24 protein-coding genes and 23 tRNA genes are annotated in these 20,956 nt (G+C 44.4%); 7 read left to right on the top strand and 40 right to left on the bottom strand.

The window, feature by feature from the left end; genetic code table 11:
- The first annotated feature begins 140 nt into the window (after window positions 1–140).
- Window positions 141–533, top strand: a complete 393-nt coding sequence (locus OSC7112_RS02135; RefSeq protein WP_015174355.1) for a DUF4189 domain-containing protein — start codon at window positions 141–143, stop codon at window positions 531–533.
- 141 nt (window positions 534–674) lie between these two features.
- Here OSC7112_RS02135 and OSC7112_RS02130 read toward each other — a convergent pair whose 3' ends face one another.
- On the bottom strand, window positions 675–1,016 hold the full coding sequence (locus OSC7112_RS02130) for a hypothetical protein (RefSeq protein ID WP_015174354.1): 342 nt from the start codon (window positions 1,014–1,016) through the stop codon (window positions 675–677).
- A 461-nt stretch (window positions 1,017–1,477) separates the two neighbouring features.
- On the opposite strand from OSC7112_RS02130, the gene OSC7112_RS02125 reads away from it, so the two are divergent.
- Window positions 1,478–1,732, top strand: a complete 255-nt coding sequence (locus OSC7112_RS02125; RefSeq protein WP_015174353.1) for a DUF433 domain-containing protein — start codon at window positions 1,478–1,480, stop codon at window positions 1,730–1,732.
- Window positions 1,733–1,804: 72 nt separating this feature from the next.
- Here the strand turns inward: OSC7112_RS02125 and OSC7112_RS02120 are convergent, their stop codons facing one another.
- The 14 genes from OSC7112_RS02120 to OSC7112_RS02060 form a co-directional block, all read right to left on the bottom strand.
- Window positions 1,805–2,431, bottom strand: a complete 627-nt coding sequence (locus OSC7112_RS02120) for a Uma2 family endonuclease (RefSeq protein ID WP_015174352.1) — start codon at window positions 2,429–2,431, stop codon at window positions 1,805–1,807.
- Between the two features lie 60 nt (window positions 2,432–2,491).
- On the bottom strand, window positions 2,492–2,812 hold the full coding sequence (locus OSC7112_RS02115) for a type II toxin-antitoxin system Phd/YefM family antitoxin (protein ID WP_051041571.1): 321 nt from the start codon (window positions 2,810–2,812) through the stop codon (window positions 2,492–2,494).
- A gap of 230 nt (window positions 2,813–3,042) precedes the next feature.
- Window positions 3,043–3,501: a DIP1984 family protein gene (locus OSC7112_RS02110; protein ID WP_015174350.1), complete on the bottom strand. Its 459-nt coding sequence runs from the start codon at window positions 3,499–3,501 to the stop codon at window positions 3,043–3,045.
- Between the two features lie 218 nt (window positions 3,502–3,719).
- On the bottom strand, window positions 3,720–5,159 hold the full coding sequence (locus tag OSC7112_RS02105) for a vWA domain-containing protein (protein ID WP_015174349.1): 1,440 nt from the start codon (window positions 5,157–5,159) through the stop codon (window positions 3,720–3,722).
- Window positions 5,160–5,326: 167 nt separating this feature from the next.
- A complete protein-coding gene (locus OSC7112_RS02100) occupies window positions 5,327–5,833 on the bottom strand; it encodes a hypothetical protein (RefSeq protein ID WP_015174348.1) in 507 nt (168 codons plus the stop codon).
- A 739-nt stretch (window positions 5,834–6,572) separates the two neighbouring features.
- Window positions 6,573–6,773: a hypothetical protein gene (locus tag OSC7112_RS02090; RefSeq protein WP_015174347.1), complete on the bottom strand. Its 201-nt coding sequence runs from the start codon at window positions 6,771–6,773 to the stop codon at window positions 6,573–6,575.
- 124 nt (window positions 6,774–6,897) lie between these two features.
- The gene (locus OSC7112_RS02085) at window positions 6,898–7,098 is read right to left on the bottom strand and encodes a radical SAM protein (protein ID WP_223300739.1); all 201 of its coding nucleotides are present in this window, start codon (window positions 7,096–7,098) and stop codon (window positions 6,898–6,900) included.
- Between the two features lie 304 nt (window positions 7,099–7,402).
- Complete coding sequence (locus OSC7112_RS02080; RefSeq protein WP_015174344.1) at window positions 7,403–8,365, bottom strand: GNAT family N-acetyltransferase; 963 nt, start codon at window positions 8,363–8,365, stop codon at window positions 7,403–7,405.
- Window positions 8,366–8,371: 6 nt separating this feature from the next.
- Complete coding sequence (locus tag OSC7112_RS39240) at window positions 8,372–8,548, bottom strand: hypothetical protein (protein WP_190274318.1); 177 nt, start codon at window positions 8,546–8,548, stop codon at window positions 8,372–8,374.
- Window positions 8,549–8,600: 52 nt separating this feature from the next.
- Window positions 8,601–8,674: transfer RNA gene (locus tag OSC7112_RS02075), tRNA-Lys, on the bottom strand.
- Window positions 8,675–9,009: 335 nt separating this feature from the next.
- Window positions 9,010–10,239: an elongation factor Tu gene (gene tuf / locus OSC7112_RS02070; RefSeq protein ID WP_015174343.1), complete on the bottom strand. Its 1,230-nt coding sequence runs from the start codon at window positions 10,237–10,239 to the stop codon at window positions 9,010–9,012.
- Between the two features lie 101 nt (window positions 10,240–10,340).
- Window positions 10,341–10,426: transfer RNA gene (locus OSC7112_RS37705), tRNA-OTHER, on the bottom strand.
- A 201-nt stretch (window positions 10,427–10,627) separates the two neighbouring features.
- Window positions 10,628–10,699, bottom strand: a tRNA-Lys gene (locus tag OSC7112_RS02065).
- A 101-nt stretch (window positions 10,700–10,800) separates the two neighbouring features.
- On the bottom strand, window positions 10,801–11,373 hold the full coding sequence (locus OSC7112_RS02060) for a dihydrofolate reductase family protein (RefSeq protein WP_015174342.1): 573 nt from the start codon (window positions 11,371–11,373) through the stop codon (window positions 10,801–10,803).
- A 125-nt stretch (window positions 11,374–11,498) separates the two neighbouring features.
- On the opposite strand from OSC7112_RS02060, the gene OSC7112_RS39235 reads away from it, so the two are divergent.
- The 4 genes from OSC7112_RS39235 to OSC7112_RS02045 all read left to right on the top strand — a co-directional run bounded on the left by OSC7112_RS39235 (window position 11,499) and on the right by OSC7112_RS02045 (window position 14,493).
- Window positions 11,499–11,654 carry a hypothetical protein gene (locus OSC7112_RS39235; protein WP_190274317.1) on the top strand — a complete coding sequence of 52 codons (156 nt, stop codon included), beginning with the start codon at window positions 11,499–11,501 and terminating at the stop codon, window positions 11,652–11,654.
- Window positions 11,655–11,688: 34 nt separating this feature from the next.
- The gene (locus OSC7112_RS41590) at window positions 11,689–11,817 is read left to right on the top strand and encodes a hypothetical protein (protein ID WP_263053578.1); all 129 of its coding nucleotides are present in this window, start codon (window positions 11,689–11,691) and stop codon (window positions 11,815–11,817) included.
- A gap of 71 nt (window positions 11,818–11,888) precedes the next feature.
- On the top strand, window positions 11,889–12,119 hold the full coding sequence (locus OSC7112_RS02055; protein WP_015174340.1) for a hypothetical protein: 231 nt from the start codon (window positions 11,889–11,891) through the stop codon (window positions 12,117–12,119).
- A 682-nt stretch (window positions 12,120–12,801) separates the two neighbouring features.
- On the top strand, window positions 12,802–14,493 hold the full coding sequence (locus OSC7112_RS02045; RefSeq protein WP_150111640.1) for an IS1634 family transposase: 1,692 nt from the start codon (window positions 12,802–12,804) through the stop codon (window positions 14,491–14,493).
- Between the two features lie 430 nt (window positions 14,494–14,923).
- Here OSC7112_RS02045 and OSC7112_RS02040 read toward each other — a convergent pair whose 3' ends face one another.
- The 4 genes from OSC7112_RS02040 to OSC7112_RS37695 all read right to left on the bottom strand — a co-directional run bounded on the left by OSC7112_RS02040 (window position 14,924) and on the right by OSC7112_RS37695 (window position 16,433).
- Window positions 14,924–15,493: a 3'-5' exonuclease gene (locus OSC7112_RS02040; protein ID WP_015174337.1), complete on the bottom strand. Its 570-nt coding sequence runs from the start codon at window positions 15,491–15,493 to the stop codon at window positions 14,924–14,926.
- Between the two features lie 28 nt (window positions 15,494–15,521).
- On the bottom strand, window positions 15,522–15,902 hold the full coding sequence (locus OSC7112_RS02035) for a type II toxin-antitoxin system VapC family toxin (protein WP_015174336.1): 381 nt from the start codon (window positions 15,900–15,902) through the stop codon (window positions 15,522–15,524).
- The gene (locus OSC7112_RS02030; RefSeq protein WP_015174335.1) at window positions 15,899–16,117 is read right to left on the bottom strand and encodes a hypothetical protein; all 219 of its coding nucleotides are present in this window, start codon (window positions 16,115–16,117) and stop codon (window positions 15,899–15,901) included. The genes OSC7112_RS02035 and OSC7112_RS02030 overlap by 4 nt, the downstream gene beginning before the upstream one ends.
- Before the next feature lie 230 nt (window positions 16,118–16,347).
- Window positions 16,348–16,433 (bottom strand) — tRNA-Ser (locus OSC7112_RS37695).
- A 92-nt stretch (window positions 16,434–16,525) separates the two neighbouring features.
- On the opposite strand from OSC7112_RS37695, the gene OSC7112_RS02025 reads away from it, so the two are divergent.
- The gene (locus OSC7112_RS02025) at window positions 16,526–17,224 is read left to right on the top strand and encodes a homing endonuclease associated repeat-containing protein (protein WP_015174334.1); all 699 of its coding nucleotides are present in this window, start codon (window positions 16,526–16,528) and stop codon (window positions 17,222–17,224) included.
- On the opposite strand, the gene OSC7112_RS37690 is transcribed toward OSC7112_RS02025, so the two are convergent.
- From OSC7112_RS37690 to OSC7112_RS01925, 21 genes are all read right to left on the bottom strand, one after another.
- A tRNA-His gene (locus OSC7112_RS37690) sits at window positions 17,197–17,271 on the bottom strand. The two genes, OSC7112_RS02025 and OSC7112_RS37690, sit on opposite strands and share 28 nt — an antisense overlap.
- 6 nt (window positions 17,272–17,277) lie before the next feature.
- A tRNA-Ala gene (locus OSC7112_RS02020) sits at window positions 17,278–17,350 on the bottom strand.
- Between the two features lie 47 nt (window positions 17,351–17,397).
- Window positions 17,398–17,474 (bottom strand) — tRNA-Ala (locus OSC7112_RS02015).
- 7 nt (window positions 17,475–17,481) lie between these two features.
- Window positions 17,482–17,555 (bottom strand) — tRNA-Arg (locus tag OSC7112_RS02010).
- A 356-nt stretch (window positions 17,556–17,911) separates the two neighbouring features.
- A tRNA-Arg gene (locus OSC7112_RS02005) sits at window positions 17,912–17,984 on the bottom strand.
- 66 nt (window positions 17,985–18,050) lie between these two features.
- Window positions 18,051–18,121: transfer RNA gene (locus tag OSC7112_RS02000), tRNA-Gly, on the bottom strand.
- 50 nt (window positions 18,122–18,171) lie between these two features.
- Window positions 18,172–18,615, bottom strand: a complete 444-nt coding sequence (locus tag OSC7112_RS01995) for a retroviral-like aspartic protease family protein (RefSeq protein ID WP_015174333.1) — start codon at window positions 18,613–18,615, stop codon at window positions 18,172–18,174.
- 60 nt (window positions 18,616–18,675) lie between these two features.
- Window positions 18,676–19,521 carry a TIGR02452 family protein gene (locus OSC7112_RS01990; protein WP_015174332.1) on the bottom strand — a complete coding sequence of 282 codons (846 nt, stop codon included), beginning with the start codon at window positions 19,519–19,521 and terminating at the stop codon, window positions 18,676–18,678.
- 61 nt (window positions 19,522–19,582) lie between these two features.
- Window positions 19,583–19,654 (bottom strand) — tRNA-Thr (locus OSC7112_RS01985).
- 4 nt (window positions 19,655–19,658) lie between these two features.
- Window positions 19,659–19,737: transfer RNA gene (locus OSC7112_RS01980), tRNA-Met, on the bottom strand.
- Between the two features lie 11 nt (window positions 19,738–19,748).
- Window positions 19,749–19,822, bottom strand: a tRNA-Leu gene (locus tag OSC7112_RS01975).
- A 104-nt stretch (window positions 19,823–19,926) separates the two neighbouring features.
- Window positions 19,927–20,000, bottom strand: a tRNA-Leu gene (locus OSC7112_RS01970).
- A gap of 28 nt (window positions 20,001–20,028) precedes the next feature.
- Window positions 20,029–20,104, bottom strand: a tRNA-Leu gene (locus OSC7112_RS01965).
- Between the two features lie 4 nt (window positions 20,105–20,108).
- Window positions 20,109–20,181, bottom strand: a tRNA-Pro gene (locus tag OSC7112_RS01960).
- A gap of 4 nt (window positions 20,182–20,185) precedes the next feature.
- Window positions 20,186–20,266, bottom strand: a tRNA-Leu gene (locus OSC7112_RS01955).
- Window positions 20,267–20,285: 19 nt separating this feature from the next.
- Window positions 20,286–20,362, bottom strand: a tRNA-Leu gene (locus OSC7112_RS01950).
- A gap of 29 nt (window positions 20,363–20,391) precedes the next feature.
- A tRNA-Gln gene (locus OSC7112_RS01945) sits at window positions 20,392–20,465 on the bottom strand.
- A gap of 5 nt (window positions 20,466–20,470) precedes the next feature.
- A tRNA-Gln gene (locus OSC7112_RS01940) sits at window positions 20,471–20,549 on the bottom strand.
- 10 nt (window positions 20,550–20,559) lie between these two features.
- Window positions 20,560–20,634 (bottom strand) — tRNA-Asn (locus tag OSC7112_RS01935).
- 6 nt (window positions 20,635–20,640) lie between these two features.
- Window positions 20,641–20,713 (bottom strand) — tRNA-Phe (locus OSC7112_RS01930).
- A gap of 4 nt (window positions 20,714–20,717) precedes the next feature.
- Window positions 20,718–20,804 (bottom strand) — tRNA-Ser (locus tag OSC7112_RS01925).
- Between the last annotated feature and the right edge of the window lie 152 nt (window positions 20,805–20,956).

Here is a 20,956-nt window from a genome sequence, read left to right as displayed (position 1 = left end):
GTCATCTTACTTTTTGTTACAGAAGACACTTTTGGTTTAAGAAAATCTAAAGATTTTTCAACACTATTGACAGGAATTAATGCCTCGATCTAATATCGAGCGAACCTCGCAACTTAACTTTGTAAATATCTTAAGTAAATATGCTGCAAAAACTTTTTTCTAAGTGGGTTGTAGTCACAGCTTTGACACTTCCTCTTTTTGGCTCAGTCCATGTAGCTAAAGCTCAAAACACCTATGGAGCTACTGCTTATTCTCCGACTTCTGATGCCACTGGTATTAGTTGGGATCATGCTACAGAGAAAGAAGCACTAAACGCAGCAGTAGCCGCTTGCAATCAACAAAGCGGAGGTGCGAACGACTGCGAACCCCTGACATCTAATAGTAATAATTGTGGAGCGATCGCAGTAGGCAAAGGAGGAGCAGGTGCGGGCTGGGGCGACGATAAAGCCGCAGCAGAAGCTCAAGCTCTTGCCGGTTGCAGCGAACTAGAGGGCGGCAGTTGTAAAATCCAGCTTTCAGCTTGCAACAACTAATTAAAGTGATAAAAATTGGTCGGAGCAGTGTAGATTATCGCTGGTAAAATAGTTTAGACAATAGTAAGTTTAAGGTGCGCTGGGCGCACCTTACAGAATACAAATCGGCTCAAAGTAGGGTGCACCACGTGCACCTTACAGTTAATCTCCTACTTCGGAAGTAACTGCATCAGGTGGCAGCAAACTTTCTAATCTATCTTTAGACCAGTATTCAGTAGGGTAAGCAAGTGCAATAATATCAGAGAGTCGAATCAGCCACGTAACTTGTCCGTAAGCATCGATATTTTCCGCCTGTTCGTTAGGGGGAACTATCACCAAAAGTTCCGCAAACTCCCCGAACAAATTAATCGGGATGCCGCCGAAACTGCTATTATTTGTTTTAATCCAAACTTTGCTGCCTCGATCGAGAGCTTCTTGGAGTCGCTGGCAGAGCAAACTGGATTTTTTGACCTGGGATTTTTTGGCTTTCGACTTTTTTCCCATAGTTTTAAGAAGTTAAAGTAGTTGTATTGTGGGTTGCACAGTGGGTTGCACAGTTCGTTAGACAGTGGGTTCAGATTTAGCGCGATCCTCTTCGTTGGCGTAGCCCCCGTAGGGCGGGCAACGCTTACGCAGTTTGGTATTGAAACGGACAAAATGAAAAAGGGCGATCGCCCCGTCGCTACCCCATTACTCTAGTCTATAAGAAAGTGCTGTACTGCGATCGTAATAACAATTTAATCGCAAAACCGCGAAATGACACCAGTCCAAAAAAAATGCGACTCTAGCCAAACTCCAAACCCTTAAGCCATCAGTGATTCCCAATCTAAAATCTAGAATCTGAAATCTAAAATGGTATCACCTGCGGTGGCACTGTTACAAAGTCAGTCAACGATACCCGTGTTTCTACTGTGTCCGAATGCAGTATAATCGGCGGAATCTTCCCCAATCGTTTAAGTAAAACAATGGACTGGCGAAAGCTCATTCATCCAAACCCGAAAGCTTCCACAAGTCAACCTGCAGCGCCAGAAACTCGATTGTCTGTAGAATTTTTGCTGGGGCTCTTTGCTGCGGGATGGACTCAACAGCAGGTGTTAGAGAAATATCCCGCACTGACTTCGGAAAAGTTGCGCGCTGCTTTGGCTGGTGCGGATTCCCAGTTAGTGTCATCCATCGCTAATCCAGAATTACAAGAAATTATCGCTCAAATTAAAGAATAATTGAAAAAGGTAAAAAGTTGTCGCTTGAGGATATTGAGGGAGATGTTTGGTAGTAAACAGCGATATTAAATCTCAACTTCCCCCTAAATTTTCTCTAACTCTTTCTCGAAACTCCAACACCGCCTCAAGGGGGTCAGGCCGTTGTACATACCGTGCAATCAGTGATAAATCCAAATTCGGCAACAACTCGCTTTGCTGCATTTTTTCATATTCCTCTCCCCGAAGATGATAAACCTCAAAGCGACGATTTTTCCAGAACCAAACCTCTCTGATTCCGAGCTTTTTGTAAACTGCTAACTTGTCCAGGCCGCCACTGCTGAGTACAACCTCGATCGCTAAATCAGGAAATTCTTTTTCAGTACCGATACAATAGCACTCATCAGGTTCTGTACCGCCCTTTTTTGCTTGAATGCGGAAGGTAGTTGAACCCAACCCCCAAAACCGAGTCCGTGTTTCTTGAAAATACGCTTCTAGCAGCATCCCGATATTGGTTTTATCTCGATCGTGACGGCGACTTGGGGCCATAATTTCCAGCACTTCATCTAAATAAGTAACCCGATACCAAGGACTATCTCCGAGTTGAGTCAGTAGTTGTTCGTACTGTTCCCAACTTACCCCGCTGGTAATAAATCTTTCCACGGGATCTTCGGTGAAAAGCTCTAATTCGGTTGCTAAATCTTTGATTAATATTGAAGTCACCAACGGCTCCTCCCAAATTTAGAGTATAGTAGAAGATTGTGATGTTGTCCTCTCAATGGTTTAACTGGCGATCGCTACCTCATTTTCAGTATCATCCTCTTGATTAATCCCAAATTTTTTGCAAATTTCATCGAGTGTCTGAGGTTGAATGACTCTTGATTTAGCTCTTTTTAATGCTGTAAACAAACGAGTTGCATTGGCAGGCGACCTCAGCAAATAAAGCGTTTCTAGCAAACTTTCTAATTCTGCCTCAGAAATCAAAACCGCATTTTTGCCGTTAGGTCTAGTAATAACTATTACTTCCCCAGTTTCAACAGCGCGATCGCACAGATTTTCTAAATTTGCTTCTGCTTCAGTGTATGTAATCTCAGTTGACATCATACTGGAATTCCCAATATTTTTTGCAATTGAGCAAGAAACCCCTAACCCACCCTCACCAATATCAATAGACCAGCACGCGGTAGTAACTTTAACAATGCCCTGTACGCTTGTGACAATATTGGGCTTAATTTGTGAGATTTTAGCATGGCCCCTCATGGAGGAGGTTAATGCCAACTTAACCCAATTGGCTGGGTTTGTGCTCGCTTCTATTGGTTTGGCTACCAACTTGCTCAATCTATAAGTTCAGTATTCCAGTTTGCTTGCTGTATTTTAGTATCTAACTCCCGATACTGTCTAGACATTCGATCCATTTGCGTTTGCAGTTCACCCACGTCGATCGTACTGAAAAATTTGACTTCCGATCGACTATAGCGGTCTCGCCTCAAAGCGCTTGCGTCAACTAAAGAATTGTAGATGCCGCGCTTAAGCGCCAGAGCATCTCTCTTGGCTAAAGCATCCGATAAAGTCACTCCATCTTCCAGAGTGGTCAGCGAATTAGTCTTGTTAATTTTCTTAATTAAGTCTTCCAGTTCTTGCACCCCTGCATCTAATTCCCTAATCAGTGCTTGGGGATTTTCGGGAGGTTCTTCTCCTTCCTGTACTTTAGCACTTCTTGTCAATCTGGCTCGCAGTTGTTCCATTCTTTTTTGACAGTCAGCTCTTAAAATTAAAGCTTCAGCTAGTTTCATAGTGTGTTGTCCTTCAGATCCGTGCCAATTGTAGCTATATAAGTAGATTGCGATTTACCGTTGGGTGGGGGCGGGTTTACGAGATTGTCGATTATCGGCAATTATTGTCTGTGAACCCGCCCCTACAATACCGGGAATTAGATCGTAACGGAGCGCTCCAACTTGATATTACAGCCGCTTGAGACTAAGAAATAAGGTCGCAGCGCCCACCCTACATTTTACTTATCATCCCTCACAGGCAGCGACGTGTCGAGAATTTCCATCAACAATTCCAGCCGCGAAGGACGGCTCAACATCGGCACTAAATTCGGCAAGGAGTAGTAATCGCCGGCAAACGTAAAGGTTTCCACCGATACTTGTTTGTCCTTCAATTGCTTCTGGACATATTCGCACCAAGAACCAACTCGCACAATCACAACATCAGGATTTACCCCCAAACTGCGGCAGTAATTCTGATAAGCATCGGCAAAATAAGGTGCAGCGTTTTCGCCTTCATCTGTTACCAGAATGAATTGCTCGACAACCTGCTTTTTAATCCGCATTGCTTCCACCGCGCAACCGCAACTTGTGCCGCCGCCAGCGCGAATGTGCTTGAAAGCGCGTTCCCAGTCTGTCAATTCGCTGCCGTTTGCTTCCACTGGATACGGCATGGTGTCAAAGGCATAAACGAACAGTGCAGCCTCGGAAATGCCGGAAATCAAAGCAGCCAGACGCTTCCCAACTTCGATCGCACTTTCCATCGAACCAGACTTGTCAATCAACAAAGCAGTTGCTTTCGCAATCTTGCCGCGCTTCTTCACCTGTTCGTTTGTCACCGCTTCCAGCTTCGCCGCCGTTGCTGCGTCGAAGTTCGCGCCCGCGCCCGCAACACTCGCTTTGTAAGCAGAAACCCGATCGCACTTGGCGGCTTCATCCAGCTTCGAGTCAATCAACTGCTTGACTTCAGCGTTATCCATCGCGCCGCGCGACTGAATCGATTTCAAATTGTTGATGACTTCCTGCGGCGACATCGAGTTAATCAGCGCGGCCAAAACTGTTGGCGTTAGCTGTCCGATCGCACCAACTGCGATCGCATACGGAATTTTGTACTCAACAATCAAATTCGCCTGTTCCGCAGGTGTCGCCGCCTTCGCCAACTGCTTCAAAACGAATGCCAGAGAGTCTGCCGGCGGATTGTCTTTGAAGAGAATAGCGTTAGCGCGATCGCTCGGCTTGACGTGCAGCGTTGCGTACAAATGCTTCATCGCCTTGCGGTTGCGGATGGCGGCGCGATCGAAAAACTGTGCATTCTTTTCCCGCGATTTCAGATAGCGAGTGACAGCAGTGCGCGCGCTGCGGGGCACCTTATTCTGGTGCCGCTTCATAAAGTCCACAATCCGCGAAACCTCGTAGGGAGGGAACTCTTGCAGCATCATAAAACCGGCATCTCGGTGTTCCGTCAGCGCCGAAGTCAGTAAATTTCCGGCAAAAACTTCCTTGTGATCGCGCACGTCGCCGTGACGCTGATACCACACCGCTAAATGACCGTAAAATATTGGGTCTAATTCGATAATTAACTTGTGAATTTCTGCTACTTTTTCTAATTGACGGTGCGGAGTTGTGAGCAGACTGTTGAGCATTTCCAAACGTAAATCGCGCTCGGCTGTATTCATATTCATTGGTGTCACCTAATATTTTGCACCTATTGCCTCAGTCCGCCAGGGATTGAAATCCCTGGCTCAAAGCTTAAGTCCTCGCTATGAGGACTGAAATGCGTGTTTAAAAATGTATTTTCTGTGATTAAAAACCAACAAAAACAAATATCTTTAGTCCTCTTTAGAGGACTTTAGCTATTAGACAGGGATTTCAATCCCTGGCGGACTATTTCGGAGTCTAGTGACTTCAAGTCTGGTTCAACCCAATTAATCCGAGCTTCCCAAGACATCAGCCGATCGCGCGTGTAGTAGCGAAATGGTAAATTGCGTGAAGCGGAGCTATCCCGTAGGGAATCGGCATATTTTGCAATCAAACCGTTAGCCAAATGTACGATCGATTGATTCCGACTTTCCTGAGCCAGATACTGGCGAATAGTTCGCACCCAAAACAGCGTTAGCGTTTCGTGATACCCGCTATCTTTTGTGCTTTCAATTCCCTGAATCGAGTTGTAACGTTTAATGCCAGTGCGAATCGCATTGATTGCTTCTTGCTCGGAGTCATAAAATAGATACCACAAAGCAACGGTTAAATGCGCTTCGTGAGTCCATTGACTTCGCGGCAAGCTGCATTCTTGGAAGGCATGAATCAGACTGTCTATCTCCTTGGGCGATCGGTAAATTAAAGTTGTATTTTTCATAATTTAATTCTCTTCACCACTTTTACATCTAATATTTATAAATATGAGATGTTCCGCACAAGTTTGCAAAGCGTTTTGACAGTGCGATCGCTCTACCCCTGAGCTACAGCCCCTTAAACGGGGCTGGCAGGATTTGAACCTGCGACCAATCGATTAAAATGTGTGTATTCGCTTCACTCGTTAGGGTGCGGAACAGATTTTTTTAGGAACAAAACCGGAGAATAATTTTACTTTTCTTTGTGTTACATCGGTAAAAATTTATTTCCTTAGAGTAGTGAAATGCACTTCGCGCAAGTCAAGAAAGCCGTTGTTCATACGCAGGAGTTGAACCCGCGACCTATTCCTTTAAAGGGAAGTGCTCTACCAATGAGCTAGTATGTAAGCTTCCTCAGTTAGGGCGCGAAGTGTTTTTTCACTTTAAAAATTGCTGGTTTTGGCGGCGCACAAGTCCGAGAAGCTATTTTTAAAACCCCTCTCCAAGAGGCGGAGAGGGCAGGAGTCGAACCTACTATTCGAGCGCTCGAATGTTACCAGTTTGTAAGCTTCTTTAGTTGGGGTGCGCCTCCGACAACTGATGATTTTTTTATACCGCGCAAGTTTGAAAAGCTTTTGACAGTTTCTAGTGTGTCTACCATTCCACCATAAAGGCCGAAGCCTTCAGCGGGACTCGAACCCGCAATCTTTTCAGAGCTAATGTGTGTAGGCTTCTCGAATTAGGGCGCGGAAAAAAAGTTAATTCCTAGCCGTAAACGGCTTCGGGGCGGACTATCAAATCACCGCTGGGACGGCGATCGAGCACGTAAGACTCGAAGCGATCGCCTTTGACATCAAAATGATTTGCCAGACATTCCTTAATAGCCTTGTCGCTCATTCCTGCCGCGATACCCAGTTGGTTTTCTGCCACGTCATAGGAACGTCCTTCAAAACGAATGTGAACCATTACCGATACCTCCTAGAGCAATTTTGGATTTTGGATTAGTAGCTTATCTGCTCTCGACTTTGGCTTTTTGTGAGACGCGGGCAAATTGCCAGTATCGGTAAAGATTCACGAAATGTGATAATCTTTACTGAAAGAAGCGCCGTTCTAAATGATAAACTTGTTTGATTTTGCGGATTTCCTCAGCTTTTTTGGTTGATTCAAATCTGCCAGAAATTGTCTGTTCTGAATCCGCATCAAATTCGTTGAAATTAGACTGATTTCGTACAACATCTGACTCGCGCCGAGTCAGTTTGTAACCGAACAGTCTCGTATAAAGTAACAACATGACCATCGAGTCTATATTACAAGACTTTCAAATTGATGTTCGTTGAAATTTTGAGCAATATTTAGTTGTCAAGGTTCAGAATTTGCACGAAAAATACAGGTTTTTGCTTGTCCTGCGCTTTCCGTACCTACATACTACATACATACTACACAGGTGTCAAGGGGGTAGCAAAAGTTTTTTAGATAAAACTTACACGAGTGGCGAGAAAGCTGGTTTTTTCAGGAAAATATTTCGTTGCAACCCGCAGATCCGTTAAAAAACCGGGTTTCTTGGGTGAAAGGGCGATCGCGAACTGTAACATCGATTAAACATCCTTAACATAGGAAATGCTGTCGCGAATATTGTGGAAGCCAGCAGACTCGTAAAGACGCAATGCACCGGAGGAATTTTCAGCATCGACGCCGAGAATAGCAGTAGCGACACCGGCAGCTTTCAGTCGATGCAAACCCGCCAGCAACATCGCTCGTCCCAATCCCATTTTGCGGAAGCCGCGCCTAGTGCCGAGACAAGCAATCCAGCCTTCATTGCGCCCGGTACGATCGCACTTTTGCACGCTAATTTCGCAGTAACAAAAAGCGACAAATGTGCCGTCACCAGCAACAGCAATCAAGTCTAAATCATTTCTGTAATCGGGTTTAGCTAACTCGTGCTTAAATTTATCCACCGTTAAATCGTGATGATTCCAGTGATCGATAAACGACTGGTTGAACATTTCTACCCAAGCTGCCGCATCCTGTTCGCCGGGGAACTGACGCAGGGCAAAACCTTGTGGGAATTGCGGTTCAGGGATGGGTTCAGAGAGCGATCGCGCCATTCGGTAAAAATAGCGATCGGGCTTAAAACCGCAACTTGTCAGCACAGAAATGCGATCGCAATCCTCAGCGCGAGCGTAGGTTCGCAGCTTCACGCGCGCGCCCCGCATCGCAGACACTTCGCGCATCCGCACTTCACCCCAGGCGATCGCGGCTGCTTCCACATCGCCTCCGCGCGCACCTGGGTGGACGCGAAACCACAGCCAGCCGTCAATTACTTCCCCAGGCTCAGAAATCCACAACCGAGCGAAACCGATTAATTTTCCTTCCGCATCTTCCCAAAGGCGGATATCGCGCGCTATATCTAGGGACGGTGCGTTAAATTCTTGTTGTAGTTCCGAGATGGAAGTGCCTTCATCGAGCCGATCGACTGATTCGCAAGTATTGATTAAATGGGCGATCGCATCTAAATCGCGATCGCCCGCATAGCACCGCGCCGAGAGATTTGCCATCATAGCTAATCACCATTTCCTGTTGTTATTCAGTTTCAAAATAGCTTGGGCGATCGCACTTTTATCGATCGACAGATCGGATCGGTCGATCGGCATTTCAAATCCCACAACGCAAACACTCACAGTAATCCAACCGCTACAGCCGTTGACTGCGATCCTGAGCGCAAAATGGGCGAAAAACGACATACTAGAGACAGTTTAAAGCCTCAAAGCCTTGTGAATAGTATGTTATTTGGGATGGGAGTAGAAGGACTCGAACCTTCGACCTTGAGATTAAGAGTCACCTGCTCTAACCAACTGAGCTATACTCCCGCATCTACGCTAGCTTAACACAACTGTTCTGAAAAATCAACTATTTTTGTATAAATTTGTGGCGATCGCCCTTACTCCAATATTTAATGTAAGTTCGATCGCCCTGATTCCACATTTCAATTAAGCGCGATCGACCTCAAGCACCTCCCCAGAGTTGTGCAAAACGTGCGGCATACCATCCAACCAAATCTGATACTTGGCCATCTCCAATCTCGACAATTCGCTTGACTCCATCTTGGCGCTACTACTGCATCCACACAGAAAAACTTGCTGTGAATTAATGAGTAAGGTGGACTTTTGCCCACCTTACTGATTCTAATTGGTTCCGAAAGCGTCTATTTCAGAATGTGGGAGACGACACCGGCACCGACAGTACGATTGCCTTCGCGGATGGCAAAACGCATATTTTGTTCGATCGCGATCGGCTGCAACAACTTCACACTCATATTAACCCGATCGCCCGGAACAGCCATGTCGATCGCCCTCCCGTCATCAGCCGTAAAAGATGCGATCGTACCAGTAACATCCGTTGTCCGCACGTAGAATTGAGGGCGATATCCCGCAAAGAAAGGAGTGCGGCGGCCTCCTTCTTTTTCCGAAAGTATGTAAACCTCAGAAGCGAATTCAGTGTGAGGTTGAATTGAACCGGGTTTAGCAAGCACCATCCCCCGCTCAATTTCGTCTTTTTGGATGCCGCGAAGCAACAAACCGACATTATCTCCAGCCATTCCTTCATCCAGAATTTGCTGGAACATTTCAACACCGATCACAGTTATCGTGCGAGTGTTGTGGATTCCCACCAATTCCACAGTATCGCCGACTTTGATTTTACCCCGCTCGATTTTGCCCGTTGCGACAGTTCCCCGACCTTTGATCGAGAACACATCTTCAACAGCCATCAGAAAAGGTTTGTCAATATCGCGATCGGGCGTAGAAATCCAGTCATCTACCGCATCCATCAAATTGTAAATGCCATCAACCCACTCATCCTCGCCGCGCTGTATTTTCGGATTAGCGGTCATCTTTTCCAGCGCTTTCAGTGCCGAACCTGCGACAATTGGAATATCATCGCCCGGGAAACCGTAAGAACTGAGAAGTTCGCGAATTTCTAACTCGACCAACTCCAAAATTTCCGCATCCTCCACCATATCTTTCTTATTCAAAAAGACAACCAACTTCGGCACACCCACTTGCCGCGCTAACAAGATATGTTCGCGAGTTTGAGGCATCGAGCCATCTGCAGCCGATACGACGAGGATTGCACCATCCATTTGAGCGGCACCCACGATCATGTTTTTCACGTAATCAGCGTGACCCGGACAATCAACGTGAGCGTAATGGCGATCGCCTGTTTCATACTCAACGTGAGCCGTATTAATCGTGATTCCCCGCTGTTTTTCTTCCGGTGCAGCATCGATTTCATCGTACTTTTTAGCCTTGGCCCGACCCTGTGCAGCCAGCGTCATTGTAATCGCCGCTGTTAGGGTTGTTTTGCCGTGGTCAACGTGACCGATTGTACCGACATTTACGTGGGGTTTGTTCCGTTCAAATTTGGTGCGTGACATTACATTTGATTCTCCTCTAAGAGTTGTTTTTGGTTTCTAATCATGAGTTTTTAGTCCTTAGTATCTTATTGATGACTAATGACTTATGACTAATGATTAAAAGGGAAAGTGGAGGAGTCGAACCTCTACAGCTTTCGCTGCACCCTGGTATTCCAAACCAGTTGCCGTCCGCACAGCCGCACTTTCCAAGTTTTTGATTTTTAACCGCAGATAATTGCAGATAACGCAGATGAACGCAGATAAATGCAGCAGATTCCCTGCAACAATATGCCGTTAAATCTCAAGTCTAAAATCTCACAGTTATCCCTCAATCTCAAGTCTAAAATCTCACAGATATCCCTCAATCTAAAATCTAAAATCTAAAATCTAAAATCTAAAATCGATTGAGTGGGTGGTATAGGAGTTGAACCTATCTGGTACCGGTTAAAAGCCGGGTGCATAACCGCTTTGCTAACCACCCTGAAAAATTTAGCTTTTGTGTAATTCCTCAAAAATCATTTTGTAGTAAACACTTCACTCCTTTTTTGCCCGCAGCAATTGCAACGAATAAAGTCCTGATTGCTAATGCTTCACTCGATAATGTAGCAACATGAAACCGTTGCTGTAGATTTGGCGATCGGCAAGTTCTAAATTTGTCGGATGGAGTGCACGGGAAAAAAGAGGAATTCCCGAGCCGATAACTACCGGATTTAACTTGACAATCATCTCGTCAATCTCAGAAAAAAGAGTGGCTGCTAAAGCGCCACCACCGCAGAGCCAGATGTCTTTACCCGTTTCTTTTTTCAATTCCTTAACCAAGGCCACAGGATTTTCCGAAACAAGTTCAATATTCTCATCGGGACTGGCTTTCATAGTGCGTGAAAAAACATACTGCTTTAAGCTGGGATAAGGATTAGTTACACCAACATTTAGCCCTACCTCATAGGTTTTTCGTCCCATCAAAACCGCATCAAACTGCTTATTTTCTGCACGAAGGCCTCGTGCTTCCTGAAAGTGAGCCGGAAAAGTTTCAGGAAAGGAATCGAACAAATCAGCGAAATGCTCTCCTGACATAGGAAAACAATCAAATGAGCCATCCTCGCGAGCAATAAACCCGTCAACGGTGCAAGCAACGTAATATTTTAGTTTTCGCATATTTAATATTGTTTTTTAAGAAGTTTTGGGAACTATCCAGAGTGAAACCATTCTAGCAGTAGCTCTTTTAAATTGCATATTCGGGGCGGGCTCATAGGCCCACCCCACAAGAGTTTTATTGTTTTTTGACATACAATTTAAATCCCGAACAGCTTAGCAGTAGCGCTTTTAAAGTGCCCGATCGCCCGCATCCCTACAGACAAAGGTCGCAGCAAGGTGCGATCGGCACTCAAAAGAAGATAAGCTGGTGTCAACTAAATATGATTGCTGCTAATGCCTGAACAAGAGGAAGGTTCCAAAACCATAAAAGTTACAATGCCCAACCGAATCCATCAAAAGCTGAAGAAGCTGTCTGACGAGTCAGGAATATCCATGTCTAAACTGATGCTCCTGGCAACTATCAATGAATATAAGCTGATTGACGATAAACTTACCACTGATTAACCCCATTTAGTACCCGGTCTTTCCCCATTGTGCTATCCTTCAGGAAAATAGTCAACCCTGGAGGTGTGCTTGTGACTCAAGATGAACTCGAAGCCCTTGTCGATGAACTCGGCTTAGTGTCAGTCGTTAGCCTGCTGGCGAATATCTGCCATAACAAAGCCCGACAAACCTTGTGCCTGAAGGGACAAGGGGCTAGTCCTTATACCGCTTGGAACAGCAATGGCTTCTTGCTGAAGCAGTTGATGACCAGACTGCGGCCAATCGGCAGCTACGATCGCGATTTAGACCTCAAGAACAACTGAGGTTCTCAGGTTCAACCCGTGCAAGTGCGTAAAGCATTGGTTTTAGTCGGTTAACAGCCGGGTATGTATGCTTTAACTGTTAGGGCACGGGTTGGAACTTTTCAACAGGGACTTGAAATGGAGAGGACGGGGCTCGAACCCGCATCGATCGACAGCAACTTTCAGGAAACGCGCTTCCTTACTGCCCGCAAGCAGACGGGAACTGCCCCCATCTCGGACTGTCAATTCCTTTCAGTGCTTCCGCAACCCGCTGCCAGTTTGCGTTTTCAGGGAACGTCGCGAAGCAACTTTTTACCCTACTCAACAAACCCGATCGTCCTTTTGGGAGCCGCTTTTCCAAAGTTTTTACGGTGCCATTCCACTTAGGCGACCTCCCCATAATTTTGCTCGCTGTATGTACGATCGCCAATCAGGACAACTGTTTTCGCTCCAGAACCCACATTCCGCACCCTCAACTGGCACACACGCAGTTGGGGTGCCCCGTCCGAGTCGATCAGTCGGCTCTAGATGAGTAGAAATACTCTCGCCTGCCGTGTCAGGTGATCGAGCAAGCGATCGATTCAGTTGGAAAATGTACGAGCGTGTAAATTAACAACAAAAACCAATTATCCCCCGTGCGACGCGGAGGATAAAAATAGTCTAAACTCAAGTAGCAAACAATTCGCTCGATCGAATGAAACCCGTGCATCAAGCAACTGAACTCGCCGTCTCTAACCTCGACCATCTTGGTTTAATAGCAGGTCTAGTTGATGAAATAGAAATTGTCCAAAAAATCAATGAGTTAGTAGGGGAACAACCGGGTGAGATTGTCAGTCCAGGTCTAGCAGTCAAAGCAATGATTATCAATGGGTTAGGGCTTGTTTCCGCTCCATTATACTTATTTCCTAAATTTTTTGAAGGCAAAGCGCTCGAACATTTAATGGGTGAAGGTATTCAAGCATCACACCTGAATGAATACCGTTTAGGTAGAGTATTAGACAAGCTATATTTAGCAGGCAGCAGCCAAATATTTACAACTATTGCCGCTTCAGCAGCTCAAAAATTTGAGCTCGATACAGAGACATCCCATTTAGATTCAACTTCCTTTCACCTGCATGGCAAATACGAATCCGAGCTACCATCTGTATCTGTTATCGAGCCAGAAACGGCGCTAGATAGCGAAGATAGCGAAGATAGCGAGTCAACTAAACCCGTGTCATCTGCCGTGCCAATTAAGATTACCTACGGCTACTCCCGCGATCGCAGACCCGACTTAAAACAATTCATTTTAGATTTAATTTGTAGTAGCGATGGAGATGTACCGCTATTTTTACGGGTGGGTTCGGGAAATGAATCAGATCGAGCCATATTCGCATCAATTTGTCAGGAGTTTAAACAACAGTTAAACCTTGACAGTTTAATGGTTGCAGATAGTGCATTATATTCAGCTCCTAACTTAGAAATGTTAACCAATTTAAGATGGTTAACCCGCGTACCGTTGAGTATCAAGCAAGCGCAGCAACTGGTATCTCAGTTAAATGAAGCAGAATTTACCCCCAGTTCTGTGAGTGGATATAGCTGGTCAGAACACAAAAGTAATTATGGTGGAATTGAACAAAGATGGCTAGTAGTAGAGAGCAGTTTGCGACGCGATTCAGACCGACAAAAACTCGAAAAAAAACTCAAAAAAGCCCAGGCTGAAGCTGAGAATAAACTGCAAGAACTCTCAAAAATTGAATTTGCTTGTGCCGCCGACGCTGCCGCCGCAGCTCATCGCTTATCCAAACAACTAAAATTTTACAATATCACCCAAGTTAGTAGCAAAGAAATTACAGTAAAGACTAATACTAACGATCCAAATGCTCGCGAGAAATCCAGCTCGAAACAGAGATTTAAAGTTCAAGCAAAACTGGAACCAGATACAGGTGCGATCGCCAAAGAAACCAAAGCCTGTGGCAGGTTTATTCTCGCCACTAATGTGCTGGAAACTCAGCAATTAGAGCCTGACGATATGATTGTGAAATACAAAGAACAGCAGTCAGCAGAAAGAGGGTTTGGGTTCTTGAAAGATCCGCTGTTTTTTACGGACAGTGTATTTCTCAAGTCGCCGGAAAGAATCGAAGCTTTGGCATTGGTAATGGGTTTGTGTTTGTTAGTCTATACTTTAGGTCAAAGGTTACTGCGTCACAGTTTGCAACGCACTAATTCCCAATTGAAAAATCAGTTGGGCAAACAAACTAATCGACCGACGCTCCGTTGGATTTGCCAGATATTTCAATCAATTCATCTGGTGAGCCTACAAGGGATTCAACAAATTTCTAATTTAACAGCCGAGCGAATGGCTATATTGAACTTGCTGCCGCTCTCCTGTAAGTCTTATTATTTATTAATCTGAGATCGAGCAGTTTGTTTGATGAGCAAAACTGACAGAAATTTCATAAATATTTGATTCAGTAGTGATGTGTAATTATCAGGCTGCTGGAAATATCTGCTGTCGATTAATAGTTAATTATGACGGATGAAGGTGTTGTTAGATATCGAGAATCTAGGATTTGCCCGAAAGCAGTTAATTTTCAACTTGCCCCAACAGGTCGATGCGATTGTGACCCAACAGGTCGCGGGTATTTTTGATTATTATCTCGGACGAGAGACTCGGACGGAGCACCCCAACTGCGTGTGTGCCAGTTGAGGGTGCGGAATGTGGGTTTTACCCTACTCAACAAACCCGATCGTCCTTTTGGGAGCCGCTTTTCCAAAGTTTTTACGGTGCCATTCCACTTAGGCGACCTCCCCATAATTTTGCTCGCTGTATGTACGATCGCCAATCAGGACAACTGTTTTCGCTCCAGAATATAAGGCAACAGTTTGGCGATATTTCTCGCATCATCAATGCCTCGGTGATGAGTTCCTTCTAGCGGTAAACCCGCGAGTGTCAGAGCTTTTGCCATGCCATGACGTTTTCGCAAACCTTGCTTTTGGGAAAACAATTGTTTGAGATTGACATGAGGATAAGCAATGGGAAAAGGTATTTTGTGAAAGTTGCTGTCTTGTTGAAATTGTTGGCGGTCGAAATCGCCCCAAGAACCAAATACACCATTTGAGTAACCAGACAGCCAGTTTTTCAGAAGTGCGATCGCTTCCGGGTAAGTCGGAGCTCGATCGACTTGTGCTTGAGAAATAGATGTTAGCGATTTGCAGAATTCAGTTAGGATAGGATGGCGAATAGGTTTGATGAAGCTTTGAAATTCATCAATGATAGTTAGCGTTTTTGCTTCTACCATAACGGCTCCAATCTCAATAACCTCCATTTCAGTCTGTTTTATAGTTGCTTGTCGATCGCAGCAGGTTGCTTCAAGGTCAACCACTAGATAGCAATGGTAATTGTTTAAATTCATATTTAACCTGTATTTCGATCGTGTGAAATTACAACAACTTCACATCGTACTGTTTGAACCTATCGTCATGTGTAATGATAGTATAATTTTCGGCTTGGGCTTGAGAAATAATTAGGCGATCGAAAGGATCTTGATGGTAAAAAGGGAGATTTTGCAATTTATCGTAATGAAGGAACTTAGTCTCTTGAATTTGAAACTCCTGGTTAATCAGAAATATTTCTAACTCCGATACAGAAATAGACAAAGACAACTTACCGATGCTGATTTTGATAGTAAGTTCCCACAGACTAGCTTGGCTGATATAAATTTCATTGACAGGATTAGCAATCAACGCTCGCACATCTTCATCAAGCCGAGCGTTACCTTCAACAAACCAAATTAGAATGTGAGTGTCAATTAGATATTTCATGGCAACATATATTCTTCAAAACCAGGAGGTGTTTCATCAAAATCATCCGCAACATAAGTAAAAATTCCTTGGCCACAGCCAAATTGACGGGGTTTGAGGACAGCAGTCTTTTCAGATGACTTTTCTCTCAGTTTTTGGATTTCGTTTAAAAGTTGAGTATCTTTCAATAACAAAATCCATTGAATCAATTCTAATTTGAGAACTTGAATGCTCATGGCTTCTATGTTGAATGGCTAGCAAATCTAAACTTATTATAAACCAATCCATCCACCAGGGAGGTACTGCCCCTCCTATCCCCGCGTTATCAGCACGGTGTCTCGCTTTTCGACTTCTGGTGGTTAATTAAAAGGAAGATGAAGGAATCGAACCCTTACGACATCGCTGCCGCACCACAATTTTCAAGATTGCTTGCCGTCCTCTCGGCGGCATCTTCCAAGTTGAATAACGGAAGCTGGAGGAGTCGAACCCCTACAGTTGTTAACTGCACTCCTGTGTTCGAGACAGGTTGCCGTCCTCTCGGCAGCAGCTTCCCAAATTTTGGGTGTATAACGAGTCTTAAAATTTTTTATTATTAATACACACCCCATTTAAGAGTAAGATGGCAATACCTTTAAAAGCTTGTCATGCAAATCACTCAAGATCAACTAATAAAATGGTTCCAAGAATACTATCTGTCTCACGGTGAAGTTCCTGCCTTAAATAAAGTTAGAGATAAAAGTATTCCTTGCCCAGTAACACACAATACAGTTGTCAGAAAATTTGGAAGTTGGAATAATGCTTTGAAAGCAGCAGGCTTACCGTTATTTGTCAAACCAATCCTAGCGAAGGAAGTAGTTTGTTTTACCTGCGATCGGGTTTTTTATAAACAAAGACACCGACTACAAGAGGGCAAACCCGATTTTTGTTCAACTTCCTGTGCAGCCACTTACAAAAATTGCCATAAAAATTATGGAAATCGACGATCTAAGCTTGAAGATTGGATTGAGGAGCAGCTTTTAAACCTTTATCCAGAGATAGAAATTTATTTCAATCGCAAAGATGCCATAAATGCAGAGCTTGATATATACATTCCATTTCTAAATTTAGCTTTTGAGTTAAATGGCATTTTCCATTACGAGCCAATTTATGGGGCAGAAAAACTAGCGTCTATTCAAAATAATGATAGTCGCAAGTTTCAAGCCTGTTTAGAAAAGGGAATTGAATTAGCCTTTATTAACTGCTCTCAACAAAAAAAGTTTCAGAAATCCACCTCTCAAAAATACCTTAATATCATAACCTCCATTATCAATTCAAAGGTGTCCGACGGGCCTCGAACCCGCTAATAACTAGCTTCACAGGCTAGCGTCTCGGCCGCTTCGACTTCAGACACCGCAAGTGGAATCAAGGAGAATCGAACTCCTAACCTCTTGCGTGCAAAGCAAGCGCTCTACCAATTGAGCTATGACCCCGCGTAAAAGATTCACCTGTGGAGTAAATCTAAAATCTAAAATTGGTGTGGTGGATTGCGATCGGATTTGAACCGATATCTTTCTAACAGCCAGTTAGATGCTTTACCAATTAAGCTACGAACCCCAGACAGCAGGAGCGGTAGGACTCGAACCCACAACATTCGAGGTAGAAGCTCGACACTCTATCCAGTTGAGTTACGCTCCCGTGCTTCTTGTTAATGTGCGATTCGCTACGAGATAGCTGGGCTTCACGCACTTTCCGTGCAAGTTATCAGAGCATTGCGTTTTCTCAGTTACTAGAGGGACTCCGCCGATGAGTTATTACACACTCTTTAAAGGATGGCTACCTTTAAGCCAACCTGCCGGGTTCATTGCACTCCCCGTTCTCAAACGCCCGCTGATTTTGACAGCGTTACCTTTCCTCTCGTACTAAAGTATGTAGGCTCCAAAGATTGGGACACGCAAAGGGCGTGAAGCGCAGCTATCCCGTAGGGAATCGATCTTAATATAAAAAATTATCCATTCAATGGAATCAACCTCCTTAAATTAAAGCAAAAACAACGAGAGTGGCAGGACTCGAACCCACAACATCCGCGTCCGAAGCGCGGCGCTCTATCCATTGAGCTACACTCCCATAAACCGATTTTAGATTTTATATTTTAGATTTTGGATTGAATAAAACCTGTACCGATTTTAACCAAGCGGATAACGGGACTCGAACCCGTATCGCGAGTTTGGAAGACTCAGATGCTACCGTTGCACCATATCCGCACTTAAATTAGTTTGACCGATTGCAACTATTAAATCTCAACATACAGCCTCTACAAAATTGTCAAGTAAGTTTGCGTTGGACTGATGGGTAAAGTTATTAACCGCTGATTTTTCAAGTCTAATTCAATTCCCAACGCTTCCAAAGGAATCACGCCTAATAGAGGATTCATAGCTCCCGGCAATTCCAAACACTCAAACGTTCCTTCGCGTCCTAGCAAAAAAAATTTAGCATCCTGAAAAATTCTGGCTTTCCCAATACCATTAGCCGTCTCTACATCCACTTCTTTCAGCAGTTCTAAACCGAGTTGAGCAATGATACTTGAAGGCAAGCACAGTGTTGTTGCCCCTGTATCAACTAGCACATTATTTAAATTGACAGAACGGATTTGGTCGGAAGGCATAAATCCTCGGACTGCGACATTCCGATCTGCACGATTAGTTACGGTCAATGGGGTAATAATTTTTCCCATTGAGGTGTTGTCAGTTGCTAGCATAGTTTAACCTTGAACTACTCTACCTCGATTATGGCAATTTTTTGGAAAGTCGTGTAAGTTTTAGTTGCCCGAGATAAATCTACTATGGAATTCTGCAAATATTTTTGATTGTTCAGAAGAGTCAAGTATAGAAAATAAGATGCTTTTTACTCTTCCCCAAAATTGACCATTGGGCAACAATAAATCTGCAAACATTTGGGCAACCGTTGCTGGATTATTTTTAAATACACCACATCCCCAAGCTCCCAAAACTAGAGCGTCGCAGCCATTATAAATAGCTAGGCTCAACAATTTTGCGCCGCGTTCATACAGAACTTCGCGTATTTTTTCAGCATCCTGGGATTGTTTTCTCCAAAGTTCACCAGCATTAGGAGCTGGACTTGTGATGAAATCAACAACATAAGGTGTTTCTAATAGCGTTCCATCGTCTTTTCGGAAAACAGGACAATCAGGTGAATAGAGCATCCTATCTGAGTACAGGAGCGAATCATGAGAGCGATGAAATTCGTAGTGGTCGCGACATTTCAAGATACTTTTGTAAAGAGCAGAACTGCGTGCTAAACTCTCTTCTTGAGCTTGTGCGCCTTTGAGAAATCCACCACCAGGATTTTTAGCAGAAGCAAAATTAAGGACTCCTATTTTTTGAAACTGTTGTCCTCTTGCCATACGTTCTGCTCCCATCAAAGTCGTCTCATTCCTCACTTCAAATTCAATGTTTGAGAATAGGGGAGTACCAGAAAGAACGCCTTGTGCGATCTTAGAAAGAGCGTCGGGTTCATAGCATTTTGTCTGTTCAACACAGTATGCTATTTTTTGAACAAGTTCAATGCGTTTACCTTCAGGAGAGCAGTAGTAGCCTGCTTCAATAATTTTTAGTGTGTCTTGAGCGATCGCAATCCGTCTCATGATTTTTTCTCTGATTCGTTAGCAAAAAATTAACAAAGATAATATCTCTAGCTTAGTTACAAGCAGATGGCGAGATTTGAACTCGCAAGAAAGCTTTACAAGAGCCTCATGTTGCCAGTTACATCACACCTGCACTTTGGTAACGGGGGCAAGAATTGAACTTGCTGATTTGCAGCTTATGAGACTGCCGAGCCTATCCGTTGCTCCATCCCCGCGATGTCACCAAATACCCCTGACTGGCATCGAACCAGCACTAACTAGATCCTAAATCTAGCGCCTCTACCGATTGGGCTACAGGGGCAAAGTTTCAGTTGGCGATTCCCTAGGGGATAGCTGCGCCGCGCGTACTTTTTTCCTCAACTTTTTTAAACACTGTAACTTCCTCCTATATTTATTAAAAATTCATGCTCTCGACAGGATTTGAACCTGTAAAAAACTAGGCTCTCGACCTAGCGCGTCTGCCGTTCCGCCACGAGAGCAAATAGCAGAAATTGGCTGTTAGCCAAATACCCCTGACAGGACTTGAACCTGCAAAAAACACTCGTTCTGAGCGAGTGATGTTTTCCAATTACATCACAGGGGTAAAGTCGGGATGGTTGGATTTGAACCAACGACTCCATGCTCCCAAAGCATGGCTTCTGGCCGCTGAATTACATCCCGTTAATGCTCCTAGTGAGACTCGAACTCACACTCAAAATAAAACAGATTTTAAGTCTGCCGCGTCTGCCAATTCCGCCACAGGAGCAAGTAGAAAATTGAAAATTTGGTACTCCTGGTGAGATTTGAACTCACACAACACAATTTTTGAAATTGCGGCCTCTGCCAATTGGGCTACAGGAGTGTAATTTATCTGCTTTGGTAATAGCAGAACTGGGAAGGCAGGGATCGAACCTGCATTTTGCCGCTTTCAAAGAGCGGTGCCATACCGATTAGGCGACTTCCCAATAATTGGGTGCCGGGGTAGGCTTTGAACCTACAGAAACTCCTATTTCAGAGATAGGCGACTTTACCAATTTGTCTACCCGGCAATTTAAAAAATGGCTGCCCCAGTAGGAATCGAACCTACAACCATCACGTTAACAGCGTGCAGCTCTACCGTTGAGCTATGAGGCAACGCAATCCCCCAAGTCAGTATCGAACTGACGACCTCTTGTTCTTCACACAAGCACTCTACCAACTGAGCTATCGGGGGAAAACGGAGAAGGTGGGATTTGAACCCACGACGGTTGTTAAACCGCTCTTTCTTAGCAGGAAAGTGCCTTAAGCCGCTCGGCCACTTCTCCGAGAGCGAGAACGGAGGGATTTGAACCCCCAAATTTTCAGTCGCGCAAACTGAATTGTTGTCCAGTTACAACTCATTCTCAAGATTGCAACTGCATATTAAATACACAGGACTTACCCACGGGGGTCAAAAACCCGGTTTCTATCTCAATAT

The organism is Oscillatoria nigro-viridis PCC 7112 (assembly GCF_000317475.1).
Classification (GTDB): Bacteria; Cyanobacteriota; Cyanobacteriia; order Cyanobacteriales; family Microcoleaceae; genus Microcoleus; species Microcoleus nigroviridis.
The sequence above is the reverse complement of the archived record's forward strand: the minus strand, read 5'-3'. Positions and strand labels throughout refer to the sequence as shown.

Excerpts from the sequence above, each read along its gene's own strand:
- OSC7112_RS02135 (WP_015174355.1), top strand. The coding sequence starts at position 141 with ATGCTGCAAAAACTTTTTTCTAAGTGGGTTGTAGTCACAGCTTTGACA.
- OSC7112_RS02130 (WP_015174354.1), bottom strand. The coding sequence starts at position 1,016 with ATGGGAAAAAAGTCGAAAGCCAAAAAATCCCAGGTCAAAAAATCCAGT.
- OSC7112_RS02125 (WP_015174353.1), top strand. The coding sequence starts at position 1,478 with ATGGACTGGCGAAAGCTCATTCATCCAAACCCGAAAGCTTCCACAAGT.
- OSC7112_RS02115 (WP_051041571.1), bottom strand. The coding sequence starts at position 2,812 with ATGATGTCAACTGAGATTACATACACTGAAGCAGAAGCAAATTTAGAA.
- OSC7112_RS02110 (WP_015174350.1), bottom strand. The coding sequence starts at position 3,501 with ATGAAACTAGCTGAAGCTTTAATTTTAAGAGCTGACTGTCAAAAAAGA.
- OSC7112_RS02105 (WP_015174349.1), bottom strand. The coding sequence starts at position 5,159 with ATGAATATGAATACAGCCGAGCGCGATTTACGTTTGGAAATGCTCAAC.
- OSC7112_RS02100 (WP_015174348.1), bottom strand. The coding sequence starts at position 5,833 with ATGAAAAATACAACTTTAATTTACCGATCGCCCAAGGAGATAGACAGT.
- OSC7112_RS02090 (WP_015174347.1), bottom strand. The coding sequence starts at position 6,773 with ATGGTTCACATTCGTTTTGAAGGACGTTCCTATGACGTGGCAGAAAAC.
- OSC7112_RS02085 (WP_223300739.1), bottom strand. The coding sequence starts at position 7,098 with ATGTTGTTACTTTATACGAGACTGTTCGGTTACAAACTGACTCGGCGC.
- OSC7112_RS02080 (WP_015174344.1), bottom strand. The coding sequence starts at position 8,365 with ATGATGGCAAATCTCTCGGCGCGGTGCTATGCGGGCGATCGCGATTTA.
- OSC7112_RS39240 (WP_190274318.1), bottom strand. The coding sequence starts at position 8,548 with ATGTCGTTTTTCGCCCATTTTGCGCTCAGGATCGCAGTCAACGGCTGT.
- tuf (WP_015174343.1), bottom strand. The coding sequence starts at position 10,239 with ATGTCACGCACCAAATTTGAACGGAACAAACCCCACGTAAATGTCGGT.
- OSC7112_RS02060 (WP_015174342.1), bottom strand. The coding sequence starts at position 11,373 with ATGCGAAAACTAAAATATTACGTTGCTTGCACCGTTGACGGGTTTATT.
- OSC7112_RS41590 (WP_263053578.1), top strand. The coding sequence starts at position 11,689 with ATGCCCAACCGAATCCATCAAAAGCTGAAGAAGCTGTCTGACGAGTCA.
- OSC7112_RS02040 (WP_015174337.1), bottom strand. The coding sequence starts at position 15,493 with ATGAATTTAAACAATTACCATTGCTATCTAGTGGTTGACCTTGAAGCA.
- OSC7112_RS02035 (WP_015174336.1), bottom strand. The coding sequence starts at position 15,902 with ATGAAATATCTAATTGACACTCACATTCTAATTTGGTTTGTTGAAGGT.
- OSC7112_RS02030 (WP_015174335.1), bottom strand. The coding sequence starts at position 16,117 with ATGAGCATTCAAGTTCTCAAATTAGAATTGATTCAATGGATTTTGTTA.
- OSC7112_RS02025 (WP_015174334.1), top strand. The coding sequence starts at position 16,526 with ATGCAAATCACTCAAGATCAACTAATAAAATGGTTCCAAGAATACTAT.
- OSC7112_RS01995 (WP_015174333.1), bottom strand. The coding sequence starts at position 18,615 with ATGCTAGCAACTGACAACACCTCAATGGGAAAAATTATTACCCCATTG.
- OSC7112_RS01990 (WP_015174332.1), bottom strand. The coding sequence starts at position 19,521 with ATGAGACGGATTGCGATCGCTCAAGACACACTAAAAATTATTGAAGCA.